The 17653-nt window shown below is 69.7% G+C and carries 14 protein-coding genes; 10 read left to right on the forward strand and 4 right to left on the reverse strand.

Annotation, left to right across the window (positions count from 1 at the left end; genetic code table 11):
• Nucleotides 1-3: 3 nt before the first annotated feature.
• The 4 genes from H8F25_RS00910 to H8F25_RS00925 all read left to right on the forward strand — a co-directional run bounded on the left by H8F25_RS00910 (nucleotide 4) and on the right by H8F25_RS00925 (nucleotide 3924).
• On the forward strand, nucleotides 4-588 hold the full coding sequence (locus tag H8F25_RS00910; protein ID WP_197211656.1) for a HupE/UreJ family protein: 585 nt from the start codon (nucleotides 4-6) through the stop codon (nucleotides 586-588).
• Nucleotides 589-774: 186 nt separating this feature from the next.
• Nucleotides 775-915 carry a hypothetical protein gene (locus H8F25_RS00915; protein ID WP_197211657.1) on the forward strand — a complete coding sequence of 47 codons (141 nt, stop codon included), beginning with the start codon at nucleotides 775-777 and terminating at the stop codon, nucleotides 913-915.
• 387 nt (nucleotides 916-1302) lie between these two features.
• The gene (locus H8F25_RS00920; RefSeq protein WP_231596967.1) at nucleotides 1303-2307 is read left to right on the forward strand and encodes an extracellular solute-binding protein; all 1005 of its coding nucleotides are present in this window, start codon (nucleotides 1303-1305) and stop codon (nucleotides 2305-2307) included.
• Nucleotides 2308-2343: 36 nt separating this feature from the next.
• A complete protein-coding gene (locus H8F25_RS00925; RefSeq protein WP_231596968.1) occupies nucleotides 2344-3924 on the forward strand; it encodes an iron ABC transporter permease in 1581 nt (526 codons plus the stop codon).
• On the opposite strand, the gene H8F25_RS00930 is transcribed toward H8F25_RS00925, so the two are convergent.
• The 3 genes from H8F25_RS00930 to H8F25_RS00940 form a co-directional block, all read right to left on the reverse strand.
• On the reverse strand, nucleotides 3867-4460 hold the full coding sequence (locus H8F25_RS00930) for a helix-turn-helix domain-containing protein (protein WP_197211659.1): 594 nt from the start codon (nucleotides 4458-4460) through the stop codon (nucleotides 3867-3869). The genes H8F25_RS00925 and H8F25_RS00930 overlap by 58 nt on opposite strands.
• Before the next feature lie 340 nt (nucleotides 4461-4800).
• A complete protein-coding gene (locus tag H8F25_RS00935; protein ID WP_231596969.1) occupies nucleotides 4801-5214 on the reverse strand; it encodes a CrcB family protein in 414 nt (137 codons plus the stop codon).
• Nucleotides 5214-5618 (reverse strand): CrcB family protein, encoded by a 405-nt coding sequence (locus H8F25_RS00940; RefSeq protein ID WP_197211660.1) that lies wholly within the window; start codon nucleotides 5616-5618, stop codon nucleotides 5214-5216. Before H8F25_RS00940 ends, H8F25_RS00935 begins: the two co-directional genes overlap by 1 nt.
• 96 nt (nucleotides 5619-5714) lie before the next feature.
• On the opposite strand from H8F25_RS00940, the gene H8F25_RS17475 reads away from it, so the two are divergent.
• The 6 genes from H8F25_RS17475 to H8F25_RS00980 all read left to right on the forward strand — a co-directional run bounded on the left by H8F25_RS17475 (nucleotide 5715) and on the right by H8F25_RS00980 (nucleotide 15412).
• Entirely contained in the window at nucleotides 5715-7796 is a 2082-nt protein-coding gene (locus tag H8F25_RS17475; RefSeq protein ID WP_231596970.1) for an ATP-dependent DNA ligase, read from the forward strand.
• The gene (locus tag H8F25_RS00960; protein ID WP_197211661.1) at nucleotides 7793-8683 is read left to right on the forward strand and encodes a LysR substrate-binding domain-containing protein; all 891 of its coding nucleotides are present in this window, start codon (nucleotides 7793-7795) and stop codon (nucleotides 8681-8683) included. Before H8F25_RS17475 ends, H8F25_RS00960 begins: the two co-directional genes overlap by 4 nt.
• 59 nt (nucleotides 8684-8742) lie before the next feature.
• The gene (locus H8F25_RS00965) at nucleotides 8743-11391 is read left to right on the forward strand and encodes a ligase-associated DNA damage response DEXH box helicase (protein WP_197213297.1); all 2649 of its coding nucleotides are present in this window, start codon (nucleotides 8743-8745) and stop codon (nucleotides 11389-11391) included.
• Nucleotides 11392-11583: 192 nt separating this feature from the next.
• Nucleotides 11584-12204, forward strand: a complete 621-nt coding sequence (locus H8F25_RS00970; protein ID WP_197211662.1) for a response regulator transcription factor — start codon at nucleotides 11584-11586, stop codon at nucleotides 12202-12204.
• Between the two features lie 240 nt (nucleotides 12205-12444).
• The gene (locus H8F25_RS00975) at nucleotides 12445-14568 is read left to right on the forward strand and encodes a CHASE domain-containing protein (RefSeq protein ID WP_231596972.1); all 2124 of its coding nucleotides are present in this window, start codon (nucleotides 12445-12447) and stop codon (nucleotides 14566-14568) included.
• 208 nt (nucleotides 14569-14776) lie between these two features.
• Nucleotides 14777-15412 carry a gamma-glutamylcyclotransferase gene (locus tag H8F25_RS00980; protein ID WP_197211663.1) on the forward strand — a complete coding sequence of 212 codons (636 nt, stop codon included), beginning with the start codon at nucleotides 14777-14779 and terminating at the stop codon, nucleotides 15410-15412.
• 88 nt (nucleotides 15413-15500) lie between these two features.
• On the opposite strand, the gene H8F25_RS00985 is transcribed toward H8F25_RS00980, so the two are convergent.
• On the reverse strand, nucleotides 15501-17645 hold the full coding sequence (locus H8F25_RS00985) for a 4Fe-4S binding protein (RefSeq protein ID WP_231596973.1): 2145 nt from the start codon (nucleotides 17643-17645) through the stop codon (nucleotides 15501-15503).
• Nucleotides 17646-17653: the final 8 nt, after the last annotated feature.

Consider the following 17653-nt stretch of genomic DNA (forward strand, 5'->3'; position numbering starts at 1 on the left):
TCCATGCCCTCCTCCGCCCGTTCCCTGGCCGTGGCCGGTGCAGCAGGCTTTCTTTTCAGTCTCCTGTCGGCCCTTCCCGCCAGTGCCCATGGTCCGGCTGACGCGGGCCTGCTGACGGGTGCCCTGCACCCCCTCACCGGTCTGGACCATCTGCTGCTTCTGGTGGGTGTGGGTGCCCTCGCGGGCCGGGTGGAGCGTCGCCTGCTCTGGCCGGCGCTGACCGGAGCGGTCGTTGGGGCGCTCTTCGGTGCCGCCGGTGGCTGGATTCCGGCCGGTGAACTGCTGGCAGCCCTGTCGGTGTCAGCCCTGGGACTGTTGCTGCTGGCTTCCCATCGGTCCGGCAAGGGGGGTGGCCCTCTGGCGCTGAGTGGAGCCGTGGTGGGTTCCGCTGTGGCCATCCATGCCCTGCTCCACGGCCGTGAGGCCACTGGAGATCCCACCTGGTGGCTCGGTGCATCGCTCGCGGCCGCGGGGGTGGTGGCCGTCAGCGCCCTGGCCTTCGCCCACTGCAGCATCCGCGCCACCCGCGTCCTGGCCGTGATGCTCGGAATCAGTGGCCTCGTTCTGGCATTCGCCCCCCTGGGCTGAGGCCCTCAGCCTGAGGTCTGATGGGGTCATCGCCATGGCCACACGGCTGCCTGCTGCCCGCGTCGCTGAGGACAAGCTGGCTTCAAAGGTCTGAGGCCGCGACCGCTGAGAGGCGGAGATCCGGCGTCAACGACAACAGATTCACCGGACAACGCCGCTACATTGCGGGAAGTTCCTGCGCCCCCCATGACCGAATTCGTTCTTCTGGCGGGCGTGATCGGCCTGCTCGCCCTGATCTGGATGGGGCTCGACTCCGACGACGACAACGGCGGCGGCGGTCTGATGCAGCCCGCCCTGGTTCCGGTGCGCACCCGCCAGCGCCGCTGATCCTTCCCGGGGTTTCGCTCCTGGTTCAGGGTTGTCGCGTCGAAGCACAACCCCTCGCCGCTCAGGGGAGCGCATGCCCTGAGTCAGGCCTGGTGTCGGTGTTGTTTGATCCTGCCTGACAGCAACTTCGCTTCCCTGCACCGGCTCATGCGCGTGACGGAACGGCACCCTCACCACGCCTTGGGGCCAATCGGGTGCGCCAGCAGGACACCTCCGGCTAAGGCGTGACATTTGATACGGCGGTTCGCTTCATCGGTCGCGCCGATGTCTCGTCATCGCTGTCTACGTTCGCGGCAACAGCGACAGATGCCGTTCATGGTGTTTTCCGGTTTCCGCCGTCAGGCCTCACGGCCTCTGCCCAGGGTTCTTGCCGTGGCCTCGGCAGCCATGGCGCTGGTTGCCGGTGTCTCGGTGCTTGGCCCCGGCAGACCCACGGCCGTCGGTGCTGCACCCGCCGAGATCGGTGTCTACTCGGGCCGTCATTACAACACGGATAAGGCGCTTTATCAGGAGTTCACGCGACGCACCGGCATCCGGGTGAAGCTCCTGGAGGCCAAGGACGACGCCCTGATCGAGCGCCTGCGCAATGAAGGCGCCAATTCCCCTGCGGATGTGCTGGTTCTTGTTGATGCCGCCCGCCTCGACAAGGCTTCCGACCTGGGTCTGTTTCAGCCCACCCGTTCCGCCAGCCTCAGCCGCGATGTGCCTGTGAATCTGCGCGATTCGAAGAACCGCTGGTTCGGCCTCACCCGGCGGGTGCGCGTGGTGATCGTCAATCCTCGCCTGGTGAATCCCGCCTCGATCCGCACCTACGCCGACCTGGCCAGCCCGGCCCTGAGGGGCAAGCTCTGCCTGCGTGACAGCAAGAGTGTCTACAACCAGTCTCTGGTGGCCGAGCAGTTGATCCTGCGTGGGGAGCCCGCCACCCGCGCCTGGCTGAAGGGCATGGTGGCCAATGTGCGCCAGCCCTTCTTCACCTCCGACACCCCTCTGGCCCGGGCCGTCGCCAAGGGAGACTGCGGCGTGGGCGTGGTCAACACCTACTACTTGGCCCGGATGCTCGCCGGTGACAACGGCGCTGCCGACAAGGCCCTGGCGGCACGCCTGAAGGTGGTGTTCCCAAGGCCTGCCCACGTCAACATCACCGGCGCCGGTGTCACCAGGGCCTCGAAGAATCGCGAAGCCGCCACCCGTCTGATCGAGTTCCTGGCCTCACCCAGCGGTGGCCGCGGCTATGCCGAAGCCAACAATGAATATCCGCTCCGGGGCTACGGCAACAACCCGATCCTCAGGCGCTTCGGCACCTTCACAGCCGCCACGGTCTCGGCTGAGCAGATGGGTGCCCGCACCCGTCAGGCGGTGAATCTCATGCAGGCCAACGGCTGGAACTGAGCACTTCTCCCTGTCAGCGGCCCCGATTCCGATCTCTTGACTTCCTTTTCCCTTCGTGCTCGCCCAGGCCATTCGGGGCGGTCCCTGCTCACCGCCGCCGTCCTTGGCCTGGTCCTTCTGGCCCTGTTGCCCGTGCTGGCCCTCGTCGCCTTCGCCTGGCTCGGCCAGGAGGGGGGAGACCTGTCCCTGGGTGTGGCGGGCAGCCTGCAGATCGCCAACACGATGCTGTTGCTGCTGGCGGTCGGTGCCCTTGGGGCAGTCCTGGGCACCGCCAATGGCTGGATCACCACCAACTGCACGTTCCCGGGCCAGCGCTGGCTGCGCATCGCCCAGGTGCTGCCTCTGGCCACACCTGCCTATCTGCTGGCCGCCACGCTGATCGATCTGGGCAGCCGTGGCAGCTGGCGCATCCACGGGCCGCTCTGGGCGATCGCGGTGCTGACGCTCACCACCTATCCGTATGTGTTCCTGCTCAGCAGCGAGAGTTTCGCGGTGAGCGGCCGCCGTCAGCTCGAGGCCTGCCGCAGCCTCGGCGTCGGTCCGTGGGGCAGCTTCCGTCGGGTCGCTCTGCCGATGGCGTTGCCCTCGATCGGAGCCGGCATCGCCCTCAGCGGCATGGAGGTGGTCAATGAGCTCGGGGCGGTGGAGCTGCTGGGTGTGCCGACCCTTTCGGTGGGCATCCTGCAGCGTTGGCAGAACGATGGCGATCCCCGCGGTGCTGTGGGTCTGGCCCTGGTGGCGCTGGTGATGGTCAGCCTTCTGGTGGCGGCCGAACGGGGGCTGCGGCGGCGCAGCCGTCGCTGGCTGATCGGGGGTGGCGGTGAGGCCCTGCCCCGCTGGCCCCTGTCGGGGTGGCGGGCCGTGTTGTCGGTGCTGCTCACCACCTTGCCTCCTCTCTGCGGCCTGGGGGTGCCCTTGCTGTGGGCGGCCAGGAGTCTCGATCAGCTCCAGGCCGAGCCCCCCGCCGAACTGGTGCTGCTGGGCGGCCGCAGTTTCCTCCTGGCCCTGCTGGCTGCCCTGCTCACGGTGGTGGTGGGGTTGCTGCTGTCCCTCGCCCGTCGTTGGATCGATCTTCCCCTGATTCGCCAGTTCAGTTTTCTGGCGGGCATGGGTTACGCCATTCCCGGCACCGTGCTGGCCCTGGGTCTGATGCTGCTCGGCGGACCCTGGCAGCTGAGTCCGCTGCTTCTGCTGGTCTGGGGGTATGGCGATCGCTTTCTGGCTGTGGCCAAGAACGGTCTGGATGCGGCCCTCGAGCACATTCCGCCCAGTCTTGATGAGGCGGCCACCGGGCTCGGCTGTCGCTGGCCCCAGGTGATCCGCCGCGTGCATCTCCCACTGCTGCGGGGCCCGCTGCTGGCCGGGGGGCTGCTGGTGTTCGTCGATGTGGTGAAGGAACTGCCGCTCACCTTCGCGCTGCGCCCCTTCGACTTCGACACCCTTTCCGTGCGCGTCTATCAGTACGCCAGCGATGAACGGCTCGGCGCTGCGCTGCTGCCGGCCCTGCTGATCCTGCTGCTGGGCCTGGCGGCCTCGCTGGCGCTGATCCCGGGCCTGGCTCAGGCCGCCAGGGGGGCCGATTCCACCAGGGCCGGAGCCAGCCTCAGTCCGGACTGACCGCTCGGCACATCGAGCAGCTCCTGCTGGCGGATGCGCGACAGCAGCCGGGTGGTGGTGACACGGGTGGTGCCGATCAGCTCACCGATGCGTTCGTGGGTGAGTCGGAAGGGCAGATCGCACCAGGCGCCGCAGCGGCGGCCCAGGCGCCGCACCAGAAGCGACAGCAGCGCATGCAGACGCTGCTCGGCGCTGCCCAGATGGCGGATGCGCAGCAGCTGGAGTGTCCACTCGTTGACGGCGTCGAAGCCCGCCTCATCGCTGGCATGTTCGCTGCGTCGGAAGCTCAGGGGAGTGAGAGCCTCAACGCAGACCCCGTCGCTGCAGAGGCGGTCGCAGCGGAGCTGATCCCCCGCCTGCAGGAAGGCGAGCGTCATGCCGCCGGTCTCTTCGCAGGGGCAGAAGACGCGTGCCACGCCCTCCAGCACCTCCAGGGAGGTGGCCGAGGCTCCGGGATGGGGATCGATCAGCAGGCTCTGCCCGGTGGCCAGGCGCAGGGGTGCGGCGCAGGGCAGGGGCGGAACGTGGAAGCTCATGGCGGAACAGAGCGGCGGCGAGGCGGTTGCGCACCCGGACCGAAGCGGCCTGGACGAGCAGCTCGCCTTGTTGCGAACTGCTCGCAACATACAGGGTGTCAGGGGCCTTCTGCAAGCGATTCTCAATAGCAGTGGCATGGGGGCTCGACGGGGCTCTGCGGCGGACGGGAAGCTCTGTGGTCGCCCCGCGGGGTGGCCGTCGCCATGGGGCCATCCCTGCCTGTTGTCGGCATCGTTCGGCCCGCCCGCAGGGCCATACAGGCCGCTGGAGAGCGGCATGGTCAGGTATGGGGATGCCCCGCAGCCGCCCTGTCGCCACCCGTCCAGCGCCTGCCGGAGGTCAGGCGTCGGTGCGTCGGGAGAGCCGCTGGCCCAGGCCGTACCCCAGGCTGGTCAGGAGCAGGCCTCCCGTCAGGGACAGCATCACCGTCGCCAGCGCGTCCGTCAGCCTGCCGGCCTGCAGCGCCCGGGTGAGCTCCAGCATCCAGGTGGAGAAGGTGGTGAGCGAGCCGCTGAAGCCGATGCCAGCCCAGAGATACAGCCGGGCCCGCCTCGGCGGCTGGGCCACCAGCCCCCCGATCAAGAGACAGCCCAGCAGGTTGGCCAGCAGCGTGCCGTTCAGCCAGGGGGGCAGGGCGCCGAGTCCCTGCGGCATCTCCATCCCCAGTCGCCAGCGCAGCAGGGCCCCCGGGATCGCGCCGCCGGCCACCAGGGCCAGGTCGCTCAGCTCACGGCGCAGCAGCTCGGCGCGCATCAGCCGGCTCCGATGGCCAGCCCGGCGCCCAGGGCTGCCAGCCCCAGCAGCAGCGAGCCTCCCACCAGCAGGGCACTCTCGCGGCGCAGGCCCTGCCGAAGCGCCGCATGCACCTCGCCCATGAAGCTCGAGAAGGTGCTGAAGCTCCCCAGGAACCCCGTGACCAGCAGCAGCAGCAGCCGCTGCGAGGCGGATCCGCAGCTCTGCTCCAGGCTCACCAGCAGACCGAGCACGAAGCAGGCCAGCCCGTTCACCGTGAGCGTGCCCCAGTGGCGCCGCGGCAGCATCGGCTCCAGGTGATTCACCATCCGGAAACGCAGCCAGGCCCCCGGAATGGCGCCCAGGGCCACCAGCAGAGCGCTGTCGGAGGGCAGCGGCACCGTCGTGGTTACGAATGGCGGCATCGGGTGACTCTGCCAGCAGAAGGATGCGGCAGCAGGAGGATGAGGCGCCGCCGCGGCAGGCCGCTTGCCGGGCCCGCTGGCGGGCAGGATCGGCCGATGCAGGCCTTCGCCGATCTGATCGAGCGGCTCGACCGCAGCGCCGGCACCAGCGAGCGGGTGGAGGCCCTGGTGGCCTACTTCGCCGCCGCCGAGCCGCTCGATGCCGCCTGGGCCCTGCAGGTGCTGCTGGCCAAGCGCCGCAGGCGGCTGATCACCGGCCGGCGCCTGCGCCAGATCTGCCTGGAGGGCTGCGGCCTGCCGGAGTGGCTGTTCGACGCCTGCCATGCCCAGGTGGGCGATTCGGCCGAGACGATCGCCCTGCTCTGGCCGGGGGAGGCGGGGATGGCGGCGATGCCCACCAGCGTCACCGATCTCCCCCTGCACCACTGGATGGAGCAGCTGCTTCCAGCGGCTGCGGCCCTCGAAGGCGAGGAGCAGGCAGTGGCGGTGCGGCGGCTGTGGCAGGGGCTCGACGGGCAGCAACTGCTGGTGTCCTGCAAGCTGCTGACCGGTGGCCTGCGGGTGGGGGTGGCCCAGGGGCTCGTGGTGCGGGCCCTGGCACGGCTGAGCGGTCTGGATGAGGCCCTCCTGCAGCACCGCCTGATGGGGGCGTTCACCCCGTCGGCCGCCGTCTGGAACGCCCTGCTGGCGCCCACCGAGGACGGTGATGCCGTGCCGAGCCGCCCCTATCCCTTCTGTCTGGCCTCACCGCTGGAGCCTGATCCCGAGAGCCCCGCCCCCCTGGAGGGAGCGCCTGGGGACTGGCTGGTGGAGTGGAAGTGGGATGGCATCCGCGGCCAGCTGATTCATCGCCAGGGAGGCAGCTTCCTGTGGAGCCGGGGCGAGGAGCTGATCCACGAGGCCTTCCCGGAGCTGCTGGAGGCCGCCGCCTGCCTGCCACCCGGCACCGTGCTCGATGGCGAGGTCCTGGTCTGGCCGCCCGGGAGACCGCATCCGGCCCCCTTCGCCCAGCTGCAGCGTCGTCTCGGCCGCCGGCGTCCCGGCCGCGCCCTGCTGGCGGAGTGCCCCGTGGTGCTCGTGGCCTACGACCTGCTCGAGTGGCACGGGGAAGACATCCGCGCCTGGCCCCTGAGCCGGCGCCGCTCCGCCCTGGAGGTGCTGCTCCAGCCACCGCTGCAGGCGACACCCGGCCCCGCAGCCGAGGTTTCGGGTCCCGGTGGTGAGCCTGGCGAAGCGCCCCCGGGCGGGGCTGATGCCGGAACAGACGCGGAACCCCAGGGCCCGGCTGCCGTTGCTTCAGACCCGCAACCTGAGCCTGGGGCCAATCCTGAGGGTGCAGATCGGCGCACTGCGCCCGCCCTCACGCCATTCGTCACAGGCGGGGGGGAGCAGCCTGAACGGGACGAACACCTGCGTGATGGTGTCCTGGTCGCGCGGCTGCAGCCGCTGCTGCCCGCCGCCGGCAGCGACGCGCCCGCCACCCGGCTGCGCCTCTCGCCGGCCCGGCCGCTCACGAGCTGGGAGGACGTCGAAGCCCTGCGTCAATCGGCCGATGCGGTCAATGCCGAGGGGCTGATGCTCAAGGCCCTCGCCTCGCCTTATCGGGCCGGTCGTCGCCGCGGCGCCTGGTGGAAGCACAAGCGCGAGCCCTTTCGCCTTGATGCCGTGCTGCTCTACGCCCAGGCCGGCAGCGGCCGCCGCGCCAACCTGTTCACCGATTACACCTTCGGATTGTGGGAGCGCCCCCTCGAACCCCAGGACGCCGCCGCTGAGGGAATCGGCCGGGACGATCCAGCGGCGGCGAGCGGTGCGCAAGGCGAGACGGTCAGCGAACCGATGGACGGTGAGCAGCCGCTGCAGGCCCCGCCGCGGCGGCTGGTGAGCTTCGCCAAGGCCTACTCCGGCCTCGATAACCGCGAGATCCTCGAACTCGATCGCTGGATCCGCAGCCACACCACCGAGCGCTTCGGGCCGGTGCGGGCGGTGGAGCCCGTGCAGGTGTTCGAGCTGGCGTTCGAAGGTCTGCAGCGCTCCGGGCGCCACAGGAGCGGCATCGCCGTGCGCTTCCCGCGCATCAGCCGCTGGCGGCGTGACAAACCCGCCGCCGAAGCCGACTCGCTGGAGGCTGCCCTGGCTCTGCTGGAACGCACCGGAGGCACCATGGACGGGTCGCGATGATCAGCCTCGACAAACTGGCCGCTCTGGATCTCTGCGTCTGGTTGCGCAGCGGCGAGGAGGCTGCCGGGCGCCTGGCCATCACCCAGCCGAACGTCAGCCGCAGGGTGCGCCAGGTGCTGAGCTGTTTTGGGCTGAGGCTCCAGAATCCCGAGCGCGAATGGGAGGTGGTCGGGCCGGCATCGCATCTCGCGATGCTGTCCATGGAGCGGCATGTGCATCAGACCGCCCGCTGGCGCGGCCTGGCGCCGCTGCGGATCGAGGGCACCTACTGGAGCGGTCCGCTGCTGCTCAGTCCGGAGCCGGAGGGCTGGATCGGCGGCCGTCACGACATCGTCGGGGTGCAGCGGCCTCTGCAATGGCTGCGGGAGGGTGTCCTCGATGCCTGGCTGGCCGGGGGGCCCGACTGGCCTGATCCGGATGATCCCGATCTGGCGGTCGTTCAGCTCTGCCGCATGCCCGTGCATCTCGTCGTGGCGCCTGGCCACCCGCTGCTGCAGCTGCTCGAAAGCCAGGGAACGCTGCGCTGGGATGACGTGGCCGCCTTCCCCAGTCTGGCCCTGCCGCCGGGCACCTACCCGAAGGTGGAAGCCAGTCTGCGGACCCTGGGCCTCTGGAGCAGTCCCTCGCGCATGGGCCGCTATCGGCGCGAGCTCTGGGAAGGAAAAGGGGAGCAGGAACTGATGGTGGCCTATGCGACGGTGCTGTCGGAGCAGATCGCCGGTGCCCTGATCCGCCTGCCCCTGACCCTGCCGGTGTGGAGCGGCGAAGCCCTGGTGGTGCCGCGCCGGTGGGCGGAGCACCCGCGCCTGCAGGCGCGGGCGGCCCTGCTGCGGCAGCGGCTGCAACCCTGGGCCGATCGTCATCCTGAGCTGGAGATCCTGTCGTGACCGCGCTGGCGGAGCTGGCACCGATCGAGGCCTGGTTCAGCCGCCGCGGCTGGACGCCGATGGACTTTCAGCGCCAGTGCTGGCAGGCCTTCCTCAGGGGTGAGAGCGGCCTGCTGCAGGTGCCCACCGGCTCCGGCAAGACCTACGCGGCGGTGATGGGCCCGATCGCCACGATGCTGGCCGAGGCCGGTGTCGCCGCCAACGCCTCACCGCCGGCGCCACTCCCCTCGCCACTCCGGTCGACAGAGCCTGCAGGTGCGCAGGCCCAGCCGAAGCCCCCCGCGGCAACCTCCAGCCGTCGAGGGCGATCGACGTCGCCTGCCTCCGCCGAGCCCGACGGGCTGCGCCTGCTGGTGATCACCCCGTTGCGCGCCCTCAGCCGCGATCTGGCCCTGGCGATCGAGGAGCCGATCCGCGAGATGGGCTGGCCGCTGCGGGTGGCGATCCGCAACGGCGACACCGCCAGCCATGAGCGCAGCAAGCAGCTGCGCCGGCCGCCCCAGATCCTGATCACCACCCCCGAATCGCTGTCGGTGCTGCTCAGCAACGACGCCGCGCCTGCGTTGTTCGCCCGTCTGCAGGCGGTGGTGCTCGATGAATGGCACGAGCTGATGGGCAGCAAGCGGGGCAGTCAGTGCGAGCTCTGCCTCAGCTGGCTGCGGCGACAGCGGCCCGCGCTGCGCACCTGGGCGATCAGTGCCACGATCGGCAACCTCGCGGAGGCGGCCCGGGCCGCGCTGGGCCTGCCGGAGCAGGCGGCGCTGGTGATGACGGACGATCCGGCGGAAGTCCCAGCGATTCCAGTCGCCGGCAGCGCCAGGCTGATCACGGCTCGCCTCCGCCGCGACACCGCCATCCGCAGCCTGCTCCCGGAGACCATCGACGGCTTCCCCTGGGGCGGACACCTTGGCCTGCGCATGTACGAGGAGCTGGTGGCGGGCCTCGATCCCGCCATCTCCACCCTGCTGTTCACCAACACCCGCAACCAGGCCGAGCGCTGGCACCAGTGCCTGCGATTCGCCTGCCCGGAGATGGAAGACGCTCTCGCCCTGCACCACAGCGCCATCGACCGCACCGAACGTGAGGCGATCGAGGCGCGCGTCAAGAGCGGCGAACTGCGTTGGGTGGTCTGCACCAGCTCCCTCGATCTGGGGGTGGATTTCCAGCCGGTGGAGCGGGTGGTGCAGATCGGCAGCGCCAAGAACCTGGCGCGGCTGCTGCAGCGGGCCGGCCGCAGCGCCCATTGCCCCGGCGGCACCTCGCAGGTGCTGTTCATGCCCACGAACGCCCTCGAGATCCTGGAGGTGAGCGCCATGCGTCGCGGCCTGGGGGAGGGGCTGGTGGAACACCGCCGGCCGCCGCGGCTGCCGCTCGATGTGCTGCTGCAGCACCTGGTGACCCTGGCCTGCGGAGCAGGGTTCGAGCCGCAGCAGGAGCTGGAGACGGTGCGCCGCTGCTGGAGTTACCGCCAGCTCACGGACGACCAGTGGCAATGGTGCCTCGACTTCCTCGAGCACGGCGGCCGCTGCCTCGGGGCCTATCCCCGCTACCGCAAGCTGGTGCGATGCCGGATCGGGGCCGACGGCGCGGTCAGCGAGGAGGAGGCTGCTCCTGGCGAACCCTTCCGCTATCGGGTGCTCGAGAAGACGATCGCCCGGCTGCATCGCTTCAACATCGGCACGATCACCGCCGACCGCTCCGTGACCGTGCGCTTCGTGCGCGGAGCCGTGATCGGCCATGTGGAGGAAGCCTTCATCGGGCGGCTCAAACCCGGGGATGTGTTCTTCTTCGCCGGCCGCCAGCTGGAGTTCGTCCGCCTGCGCGAGATGACGGCCCAGGTGAAGGCCAGCACGAAGAAGAGCACCACGGTGCCGGCCTGGGCCGGGGGGCAGATGGCCCTCTCCGATCTGCTCAGTGCGCATCTGCGCCAGGAGGTGGATCGCTGCGCCCGCGCGCTGGCCGGTGAGGCGGAGCTCGATACGCCCGAACTGGTGGCCCTGGAGCCGCTGCTGCGCCGCCAGGCGGATCTGTCCCGCCTGCCGCGTCGGCATCAGCTGCTGCTGGAGCTGTGCCACAGCCGTGAGGGCAGCCACCTGTTCGCCTTCCCGTTCGAGGGGCGCTTCGTGCACGAAGGACTCGGCTTCCTCTGGGCCTGGCGCCTCGCCCGCCATCGCGCCAGCACGATCACGGTGTCGGTGAACGACTACGGCTTCGAGCTGCTGGCGCCGAAGGGCTACCCGTTCGAGGAGCTGCTGGAGCTCCATGGTGAGGAGCTGCTGGATGCATCGACCCTGGAGGCGGATCTGGAGCAGGCGGTCAACCTTTCGGAGCTCTGCCGCCGCCGCTTCCGTGCCATCGCCCAGGTGAGCGGCCTGATCACCCAGGCGATGCCCGGCCAGAACAGGACGGGCGGCCAGCTGCAGATCAGCGCCGCCCTGCTCTTCGATGTGTTTCAGAAGCACGAACCCGATCACCTGCTGTTGGAGCAGGCCCGCCGGGAGGTGCTGGACGAACAGCTGGAGCGCCCGCGGCTGCAGGCCTCGCTCGACCGGATGGCCGGTTGCGCGTGGCTGCTGGAGCACACGCCCCGCCCCGGGCCCCTGGCCTTTCCCCTGCTCGTGGAGCGGCTCAACAATCGCCTCAGCAACGAGTCCCTGCTGGATCGGGTGCAGCGGCTGATCGCAGAGGCGCAGCGTGCGGAAGGCTGATGCAGCCTGTCTGCGGCAGGAGTGCCCTGTGAGCCCCGATTCGCTGGGGATCCTGCCAGCTTGTTTCATGAATATTTCTGTTTTTCTGCGCTGATTCTTGCCGCTTGTCTGCTGATCCTGCATGGTCGATAGGCTGAGTTGCGTCTGTGTCAGGCTGACGCGCCACATCGGCATTCGTTGCTCTGTCCTGCCTTGAGCAGCTCACCCCTGCGCTGCCTGGTCGTCGAAGACCAGTTGATGATGCAGCAGCTGCTGATGGCGATGCTGGGTCAGCATCCGGCTCTGCAGGTGGTGGGCAGTGCCTGTAGCGTTGCTGAGGGGATTGCGGCCTGTAGCGCACTGATCCCGGATCTGCTGATTCTCGACATCGCGCTGCCCGACGGCGATGGACTGACCGTGGCCCGCGCCCTCGCCAGGCTCGATCCCTCCGCTCGGGTGATCGTGCTCTCCAGTTTTGCCGGCACGGTGGAGCGTCCCCCGGAGCTCCGCTCCCAGATCGTCGCCATCCTTGACAAGAGCCGTGCTTATCAGGATCTGATCCGTGAGGTGGAGGCCCTGCTCCCGGAGGGACTGCCCCTCCGCCCGGCGCCGTCCCTGGATCTGACCCTGCTCACCCCCCGGGAACGGGAAATCCTCGAGCTTGTGGGCAGGGGCTGGTCGTCGCGCTCCATCGCCGAGCGGCTGATCATCTCCCCGCACACCGTCGAGACCCACCGCCGCAACATCTGCAGCAAGCTCGGCCTCAGCGGCGCTGCCCTCGTGCGGCAGGCGTCCCTGCTGGTGCAGTCGTTCCAGGCTCCCGGCGGCGCATGAGGCTGCTCACCCCTGCGGTGACCGCATCGACTGTCGTGAGGTCCGTCCCGATCGGATAGAAACCCCGACCCTCTCTTCACAGACACCCGTCACCAGGCATGGCCCATTCCCAGGTGAATGGGGTTTCGGCCTGTGGCGGCAGTGGCAGGAGTGTGACCTTCCGGCAGAGCGGACCGCTGCCGATTCGGTCGGCCGGCAGGTGACAATCCGGCTAGAAGATGTGGTTGACGCGCCCCGCCCGTGGTCTCCCCCTCCCTGAGGCTGAAACGGCTCTGGCAGAGGTGCCTCCCGGCGCCTCGCCTGCTGCCCTGGGTGGTGCTGATCGCCGGGTTCCTGATCACGTCTCTGGCTGTTGTCAACCAGCAGCGCTACACCCGGATCGAGCGCGAGCGGCTGCAGCGGGTTCTGGCCGATGACATCTCGGCGGCGCTCCGGGCTCGCCTCGCCACCAATCAGGCGATCCTGGCGGCCGTGGTCGGCCTGTTCGGCGCCAGCGAGGATGTCACGGAAGCGGAGTTCGCCCGCTTCTATCGGTCGTTCACCGTCAACAACGCCAATCTGGCCGGCATCCAGGGGGTGGGCTACACCGCCCGGATTCCCCCTGGCGAGGTGGAGGTCTTCGAGCAGCGGATCCAACGTCAGGGCCAGCCTGACTTCCGCATCCAGCCCCCCGGCCGGCGGCGGCTGATGAGCGCGATCGTCTACCTGGAGCCGGCCGACTGGCGCAATGAGCGGGCCATGGGCTTCGACATGGCCTCCGAGCCCACCCGGCGCCGGGCGATGGAGCAGGCCGCCTTCAGCGGCGATGCCGTTCTGTCCGGCCCGCTCCGTTTGCGGCAGGAAACCGATGATTATCCCCAGGTGGGCGCGCTTCTCTACGCACCGATCTACGCCGGTGACCAGGAATTCCGCTCTCCCGATGAACGCTGGCAGCGTCTACGGGGTTGGGCGTACATCACCATGCGCATGGGTGATCTGGTCGCCAGCGTGCTCGACACGGTGACCAATCCCGACCGGAGCGACGCGGCGGTGTTGCTGTTCGATGGCGACCGCCCGCTGCCGCAGAAGCTTCTCTTCGAGAGCCATGGCCTCGTCAGCCGCAGCGACGACCCGGTCTCCGCTGAGACGCCTGCTCCAGTCTCCAACGATCGGCTGCAGGCAACCACCTGGGTGCCGCTGCGACTGGCCAACCACTCCTGGTTGCTGGGAGTGCGGTTCGAACAGAGCGGTCCCGACCTGGGTGGGGCGGGTCGCGACCTGCTGCTCTCCGCTCTGCTGGGTGTCTGTCTCAGCGCTCTGGCGGCGTTGCTCACCGCCCGGTTGGTGGCCAACCATCTCGCCCTGCGTCACGGTCTGGAGCGGGAGGCACAGGCGGCACGGGAACGGGCCCTTGCCGCGGCCGTGTTCGAGACCACGCCCGTCGGCATCGTGGTGACCGATCCCAACGGCATGATCCTGCGGGTCAACCAGGCCTTCACGGGGATCAGCGGCTATTCGCAGCTCGAGGCCCGTGGGCACAAGGCCAACCTGCTGCGCTCCGGCCGTCACGACAACGCCTTCTACGAGGACATGTGGACCTCGATCGTGCAGCGAGGCCATTGGAGTGGCGAGATCTGGAACCGTCATCGCAATGGCACGATCCGGCGCCATGAGCTCAACATCACCGCGGTGCTTGATGGGCAGGAACAGATCGTCTACTTCGTCGGTCTGCTTTGGGATGTGAGCGAGCGTTATGCGCAGGAGCGCCGGATGCGCCACCTGGCCACGCACGATCCCCTCACCGGTCTGGCCAATCGCACCCTGCTGATGGAGGAGCTGCAGCGGGCCCTGGCCCTGGCCCGGCGCAGGCGGGAGGGGGTGGCTGTGCTGTTCGTGGACCTCAACGGCTTCAAGGCCGTCAACGACCGTCACGGCCACAGCATCGGCGACGCCCTGCTCAAGGGAGTGGCTCAGCGCCTGCAGCGGCAGGTGCGGGCCAGTGATCTGGTCTGCCGTCAGGGTGGCGATGAATTCGTCCTGATGATCAGCGAGGCCCCGGATGACGGATGTCTGCGCGACCTTGCCATCAAGCTGATCAACTGTCTGGAGCCCCCGTATCCGGACCTGCCCGGGGATGTGCGGATCAGCGCCAGCGTGGGGGTGGCTCGCTGGCCTGACCATGCCGAGGATGCCGACGGGTTGTTGAACGCGGCCGACAACGCCATGTATGCCGCCAAGCAGCGCAGCGGAGAACCGCCGGCGATTGCGGTCGCACAACCTTCGAATCACCCTGCGGTGGCGGTTCGTGGGACCGGCATTCAGGTTGATGCCGACCCGTCACCCGAGCGGTTGGACGGGCCCCCGTTGGACGAGTCCGGACCCTGAGCCGCGACGCCTGACCCGTGGCACGGCACCAGCCCCGAGGCGCTCCTCGCCGTGGGGCCGCCCGGTCAGGAGGCCTTTTCGAGCCGTCGCACGATCCAGGCCATCAGGCCGAGGGAGCCCGCCAGGGCGATCAACAGGGCAACGGTCATGACGGGGCTCGAAGTCCGGCGGATTCTGGCCGATCATGGCCACTGACCGTCCGCAGCCCATGGAGCCGTCGTGCGATCTGCTGTTCGTCTACGGCACCCTCAAGCGCGGTCTCGCCAACCATCACCAGCTCGGCGGAGCCTGTTTCGTGGCGGATGCGCGGATGGAGGGTGTGGATCTGCATGATCTGGGCCCCTTCCCGATGGCGATCGCCGGCGAGGGCTTTGCCGACGGTGAGCTGTACCGGGTGGATGGCGAGCAGCTGGCCTGGCTGGATCGCTTCGAGGGAGTCCCGCGGCTCTACACGCGCCACCGAATGCCCCTGAGGGATGGCCGGACGGCCTGGATCTATCTCGGCCGGCCGCGGCAGGTGCGCCATTCCCCCCGACTCGCGGAGGGCCGTTGGCCTGCCACCGACGGGTGTCGCTCACGGCAGGGAGGGCCGCAGGGCCTGTTGCCTGTCGTTCTTCTGTTCGCGGCCCTTCTGTCCGTCCAGGGGCTGCGGGCCGAGCCCAGCCTCGCTCTCTGCCGGCGCTGGCAGCGCAGCGATGGCAGTGACGCCATCCAGCTTGGCAATGCCATCGGCGCCGCCGCCTATCTCACCAAGGTGCAGGCGTTCGCTGAGAGCGACCCCGATCACCCCCGGCTCCTCTACGCCCCGGGCGATCTGAAGCGGGCCTGCGGCGCCTGGCGCTGAGGCGTTCACCCGGGGGCACGCCCTCGCCTTGTGATCGGGGCCGCACTTCGGGATGGCTGTGTGGGGGTGTGAGCCGGCTCCTGCGGGATCAGGCGGCCACGAGCCAGCGGCCCAGCACCGCCAGGCCAGCGGCCACCCCCGTCAGCAGCAGCGAGCCGCGCCAGGCCAGGGGGAGCAGGCGCCGCTGCAGCACGAGCGCCGCCAGCGGCAGGGGCAGGATCAGCAGGCTCTGGCAGAAACCGATCACCGCAGGATCGGCGCTCCAGGCCGGCAATCGCTCGAGCAGGCCGCCGTTGAGGTCTGATGCGAGCAGAGGTGTCAGTGGCGCCAGGCTCACCGGCAGGAACCGCCCCGCCTCCGCCATCCCCAGCGGCAGGTGATCGGCCAGCATCAGACCCCACAGCAGCGGCAGCAGCCCATACAGCCCCAGCCAGGCCCGGCGGCGGTCACCGGCGAGCGCCATCCCCAGGCGTGTGGCGAGCCACAGCACTGATGGCAGGGCGAGAGCGATGGCGGCGAAGGTCAGCCGGGGCAGCAGCGCTCCCTCCTGCAGGCTCTCCGGCGCCAGTGGCATCCACCCCAGCAGCCGCTGCCAGTGATGCAGGCAGACCCCCCCCGCCAGCACCAGGATCAGCCCCGCTTCACCCGCCGGAGGATCCATGCCGCGCTGCAGATCGGCGGCCGGGGGCCGCAGGCGCAGCTGCACCGAGCGGTGCGGGCAGGCGGCGGCGCAGGTGAGGCAGAGCACGCAGTTGCGGTTGTCGCTCAGGTGAACCGGGTGGGTGCCGAGCGGGCAGCCCGCGGTGGCCAGCCCCTCGCCGTCAGCCGGGCCGCCCTTGAAGCAGGCATAAGTGCTGCAGCTGCCGGCGCAGGTCCCCACCTCGGCCCGCAGCTCTGAGATGGCGAGCTTCGCGAACAGGCCGTTCATGCCGCCGATCGGGCAGAGAAAGCGGCACCAGAAGCGCTTCTCGAACAGCAGCGACCCGACCACAGCCCCGGCGGTGATCAGCAGCAGCAGGCAGCTGCTGAGCCAGGCGGTGTTCTGCAGGTTCCACACCTCCTCCCACAGCAGGATTGCGGCGAAGCCGGCCGCCAGCAGCGGGGCCGCCCAGCGGTCCGGCTCACCGCGGGGCCAGCGCCGTGGCTGAAGCCCCAGGGCCCTGGCCAGTCGCTGGCTGATCTCCCCCCACACCATGAACGGACAGAACGAGCACCACAGCCGCCTGAGCAGTGGATAGGCCAGCAGGATCAGGGGCCACCACCAGGCCCAGAACAGGTTGAGGGCGCCGTTGTGAGCCCGGTCCTGGGGGCCGAGCCAGAGCCACAGGTTGACCAGCACGAAGATCCAGCTCACCAGGCCGAACAGCAGCCCGTTCCAGAGCCGGGGCGATCGCATCAGACCGCGCAGCTGCGGCTTCCAGCGCCACAGATCGAAGCGGGACGCGACGGAGCGCTTCTGTGTCCAGAAGACATCGTCCGGCAGGGTGGCGGGATGGCTGGCGCTGCACTGGCGCAGGGCGCGCTCGATCAGCCCCTGGAGCTCGCGCACATTGCCGGGGAAGTCGTAGGTCTGCAGGCGCCGCACCGCCTCCACTCCGACGTCCGGGGGCTGGCTCCAGCCAAGGCTGCGCGCTTTCTGGCGCACGCCGTAGCGGATCCACTCGCCCAGATCGGCGCGGCGCACCCGCAGGGCCGGGACGCGGATCTGGCGGCAGACCGGGTCAAACACGCTGAGGCTCTTCTCGGCAGTGAAGAACAGACGCCCCGCGAAACGGTGGAGCTGCGTGGGGTCGTGGGGGTCGTGCCAGTGGCCCTCCCGGGCCAGCTCCAGCAGCTGCCGCTGCAGCGGCTCGGGAGCCAGGTCGAGCTGATCGATCAGCAGGGAGCCCCCGCCCAGGCAGGACAGCAGCGGGATCTCCTCGCCGGAGCCCCGGCCGAACAGATCGGCGCCGTCGGGTCGCAGCAGGGCGCCGTTGAGACGGATCAGCAGCTGCTGGCGGTCCGCCGAGCCGAAATGGATCAGGGCGGCGATGTTGTCCTTCTCCAGGCCCGGTTCGCCGCTGATCAGCACGGGCCTGCGCTCGGCATCCAGGGAGGCGTCGCGGATCTCCTCCCGCAGCCGACGGGCGTAGCGGCTGCTGCCGACGATGCCGCGTCGCGTTCGCGGCAGCAGCAGGGGGGCCAGGCGCAGCAGGCAGCCGGCGTCGGCTTCCGGCGCGGAGGGGGTCTCCACCCCAGTCC

It is taken from the genome of Synechococcus sp. CBW1004 (assembly GCF_015840715.1).
In the GTDB taxonomy this organism is placed as follows: domain Bacteria; phylum Cyanobacteriota; class Cyanobacteriia; order PCC-6307; family Cyanobiaceae; genus Cyanobium.

Coding starts and splice junctions, on each gene's coding strand:
- H8F25_RS00910 (WP_197211656.1), top strand. CDS start 4: ATGCCCTCCTCCGCCCGTTCCCTGGCCGTGGCCGGTGCAGCAGGCTTT.
- H8F25_RS17475 (WP_231596970.1), top strand. CDS start 5,715: ATGCAGGCCTTCGCCGATCTGATCGAGCGGCTCGACCGCAGCGCCGGC.
- H8F25_RS00940 (WP_197211660.1), bottom strand. CDS start 5,618: ATGCCGCCATTCGTAACCACGACGGTGCCGCTGCCCTCCGACAGCGCT.
- H8F25_RS00960 (WP_197211661.1), top strand. CDS start 7,793: ATGATCAGCCTCGACAAACTGGCCGCTCTGGATCTCTGCGTCTGGTTG.
- H8F25_RS00915 (WP_197211657.1), top strand. CDS start 775: ATGACCGAATTCGTTCTTCTGGCGGGCGTGATCGGCCTGCTCGCCCTG.
- H8F25_RS00930 (WP_197211659.1), bottom strand. CDS start 4,460: ATGAGCTTCCACGTTCCGCCCCTGCCCTGCGCCGCACCCCTGCGCCTG.
- H8F25_RS00920 (WP_231596967.1), top strand. CDS start 1,303: ATGGCGCTGGTTGCCGGTGTCTCGGTGCTTGGCCCCGGCAGACCCACG.
- H8F25_RS00935 (WP_231596969.1), bottom strand. CDS start 5,214: ATGCGCGCCGAGCTGCTGCGCCGTGAGCTGAGCGACCTGGCCCTGGTG.
- H8F25_RS00980 (WP_197211663.1), top strand. CDS start 14,777: ATGGAGCCGTCGTGCGATCTGCTGTTCGTCTACGGCACCCTCAAGCGC.
- H8F25_RS00965 (WP_197213297.1), top strand. CDS start 8,743: ATGGACTTTCAGCGCCAGTGCTGGCAGGCCTTCCTCAGGGGTGAGAGC.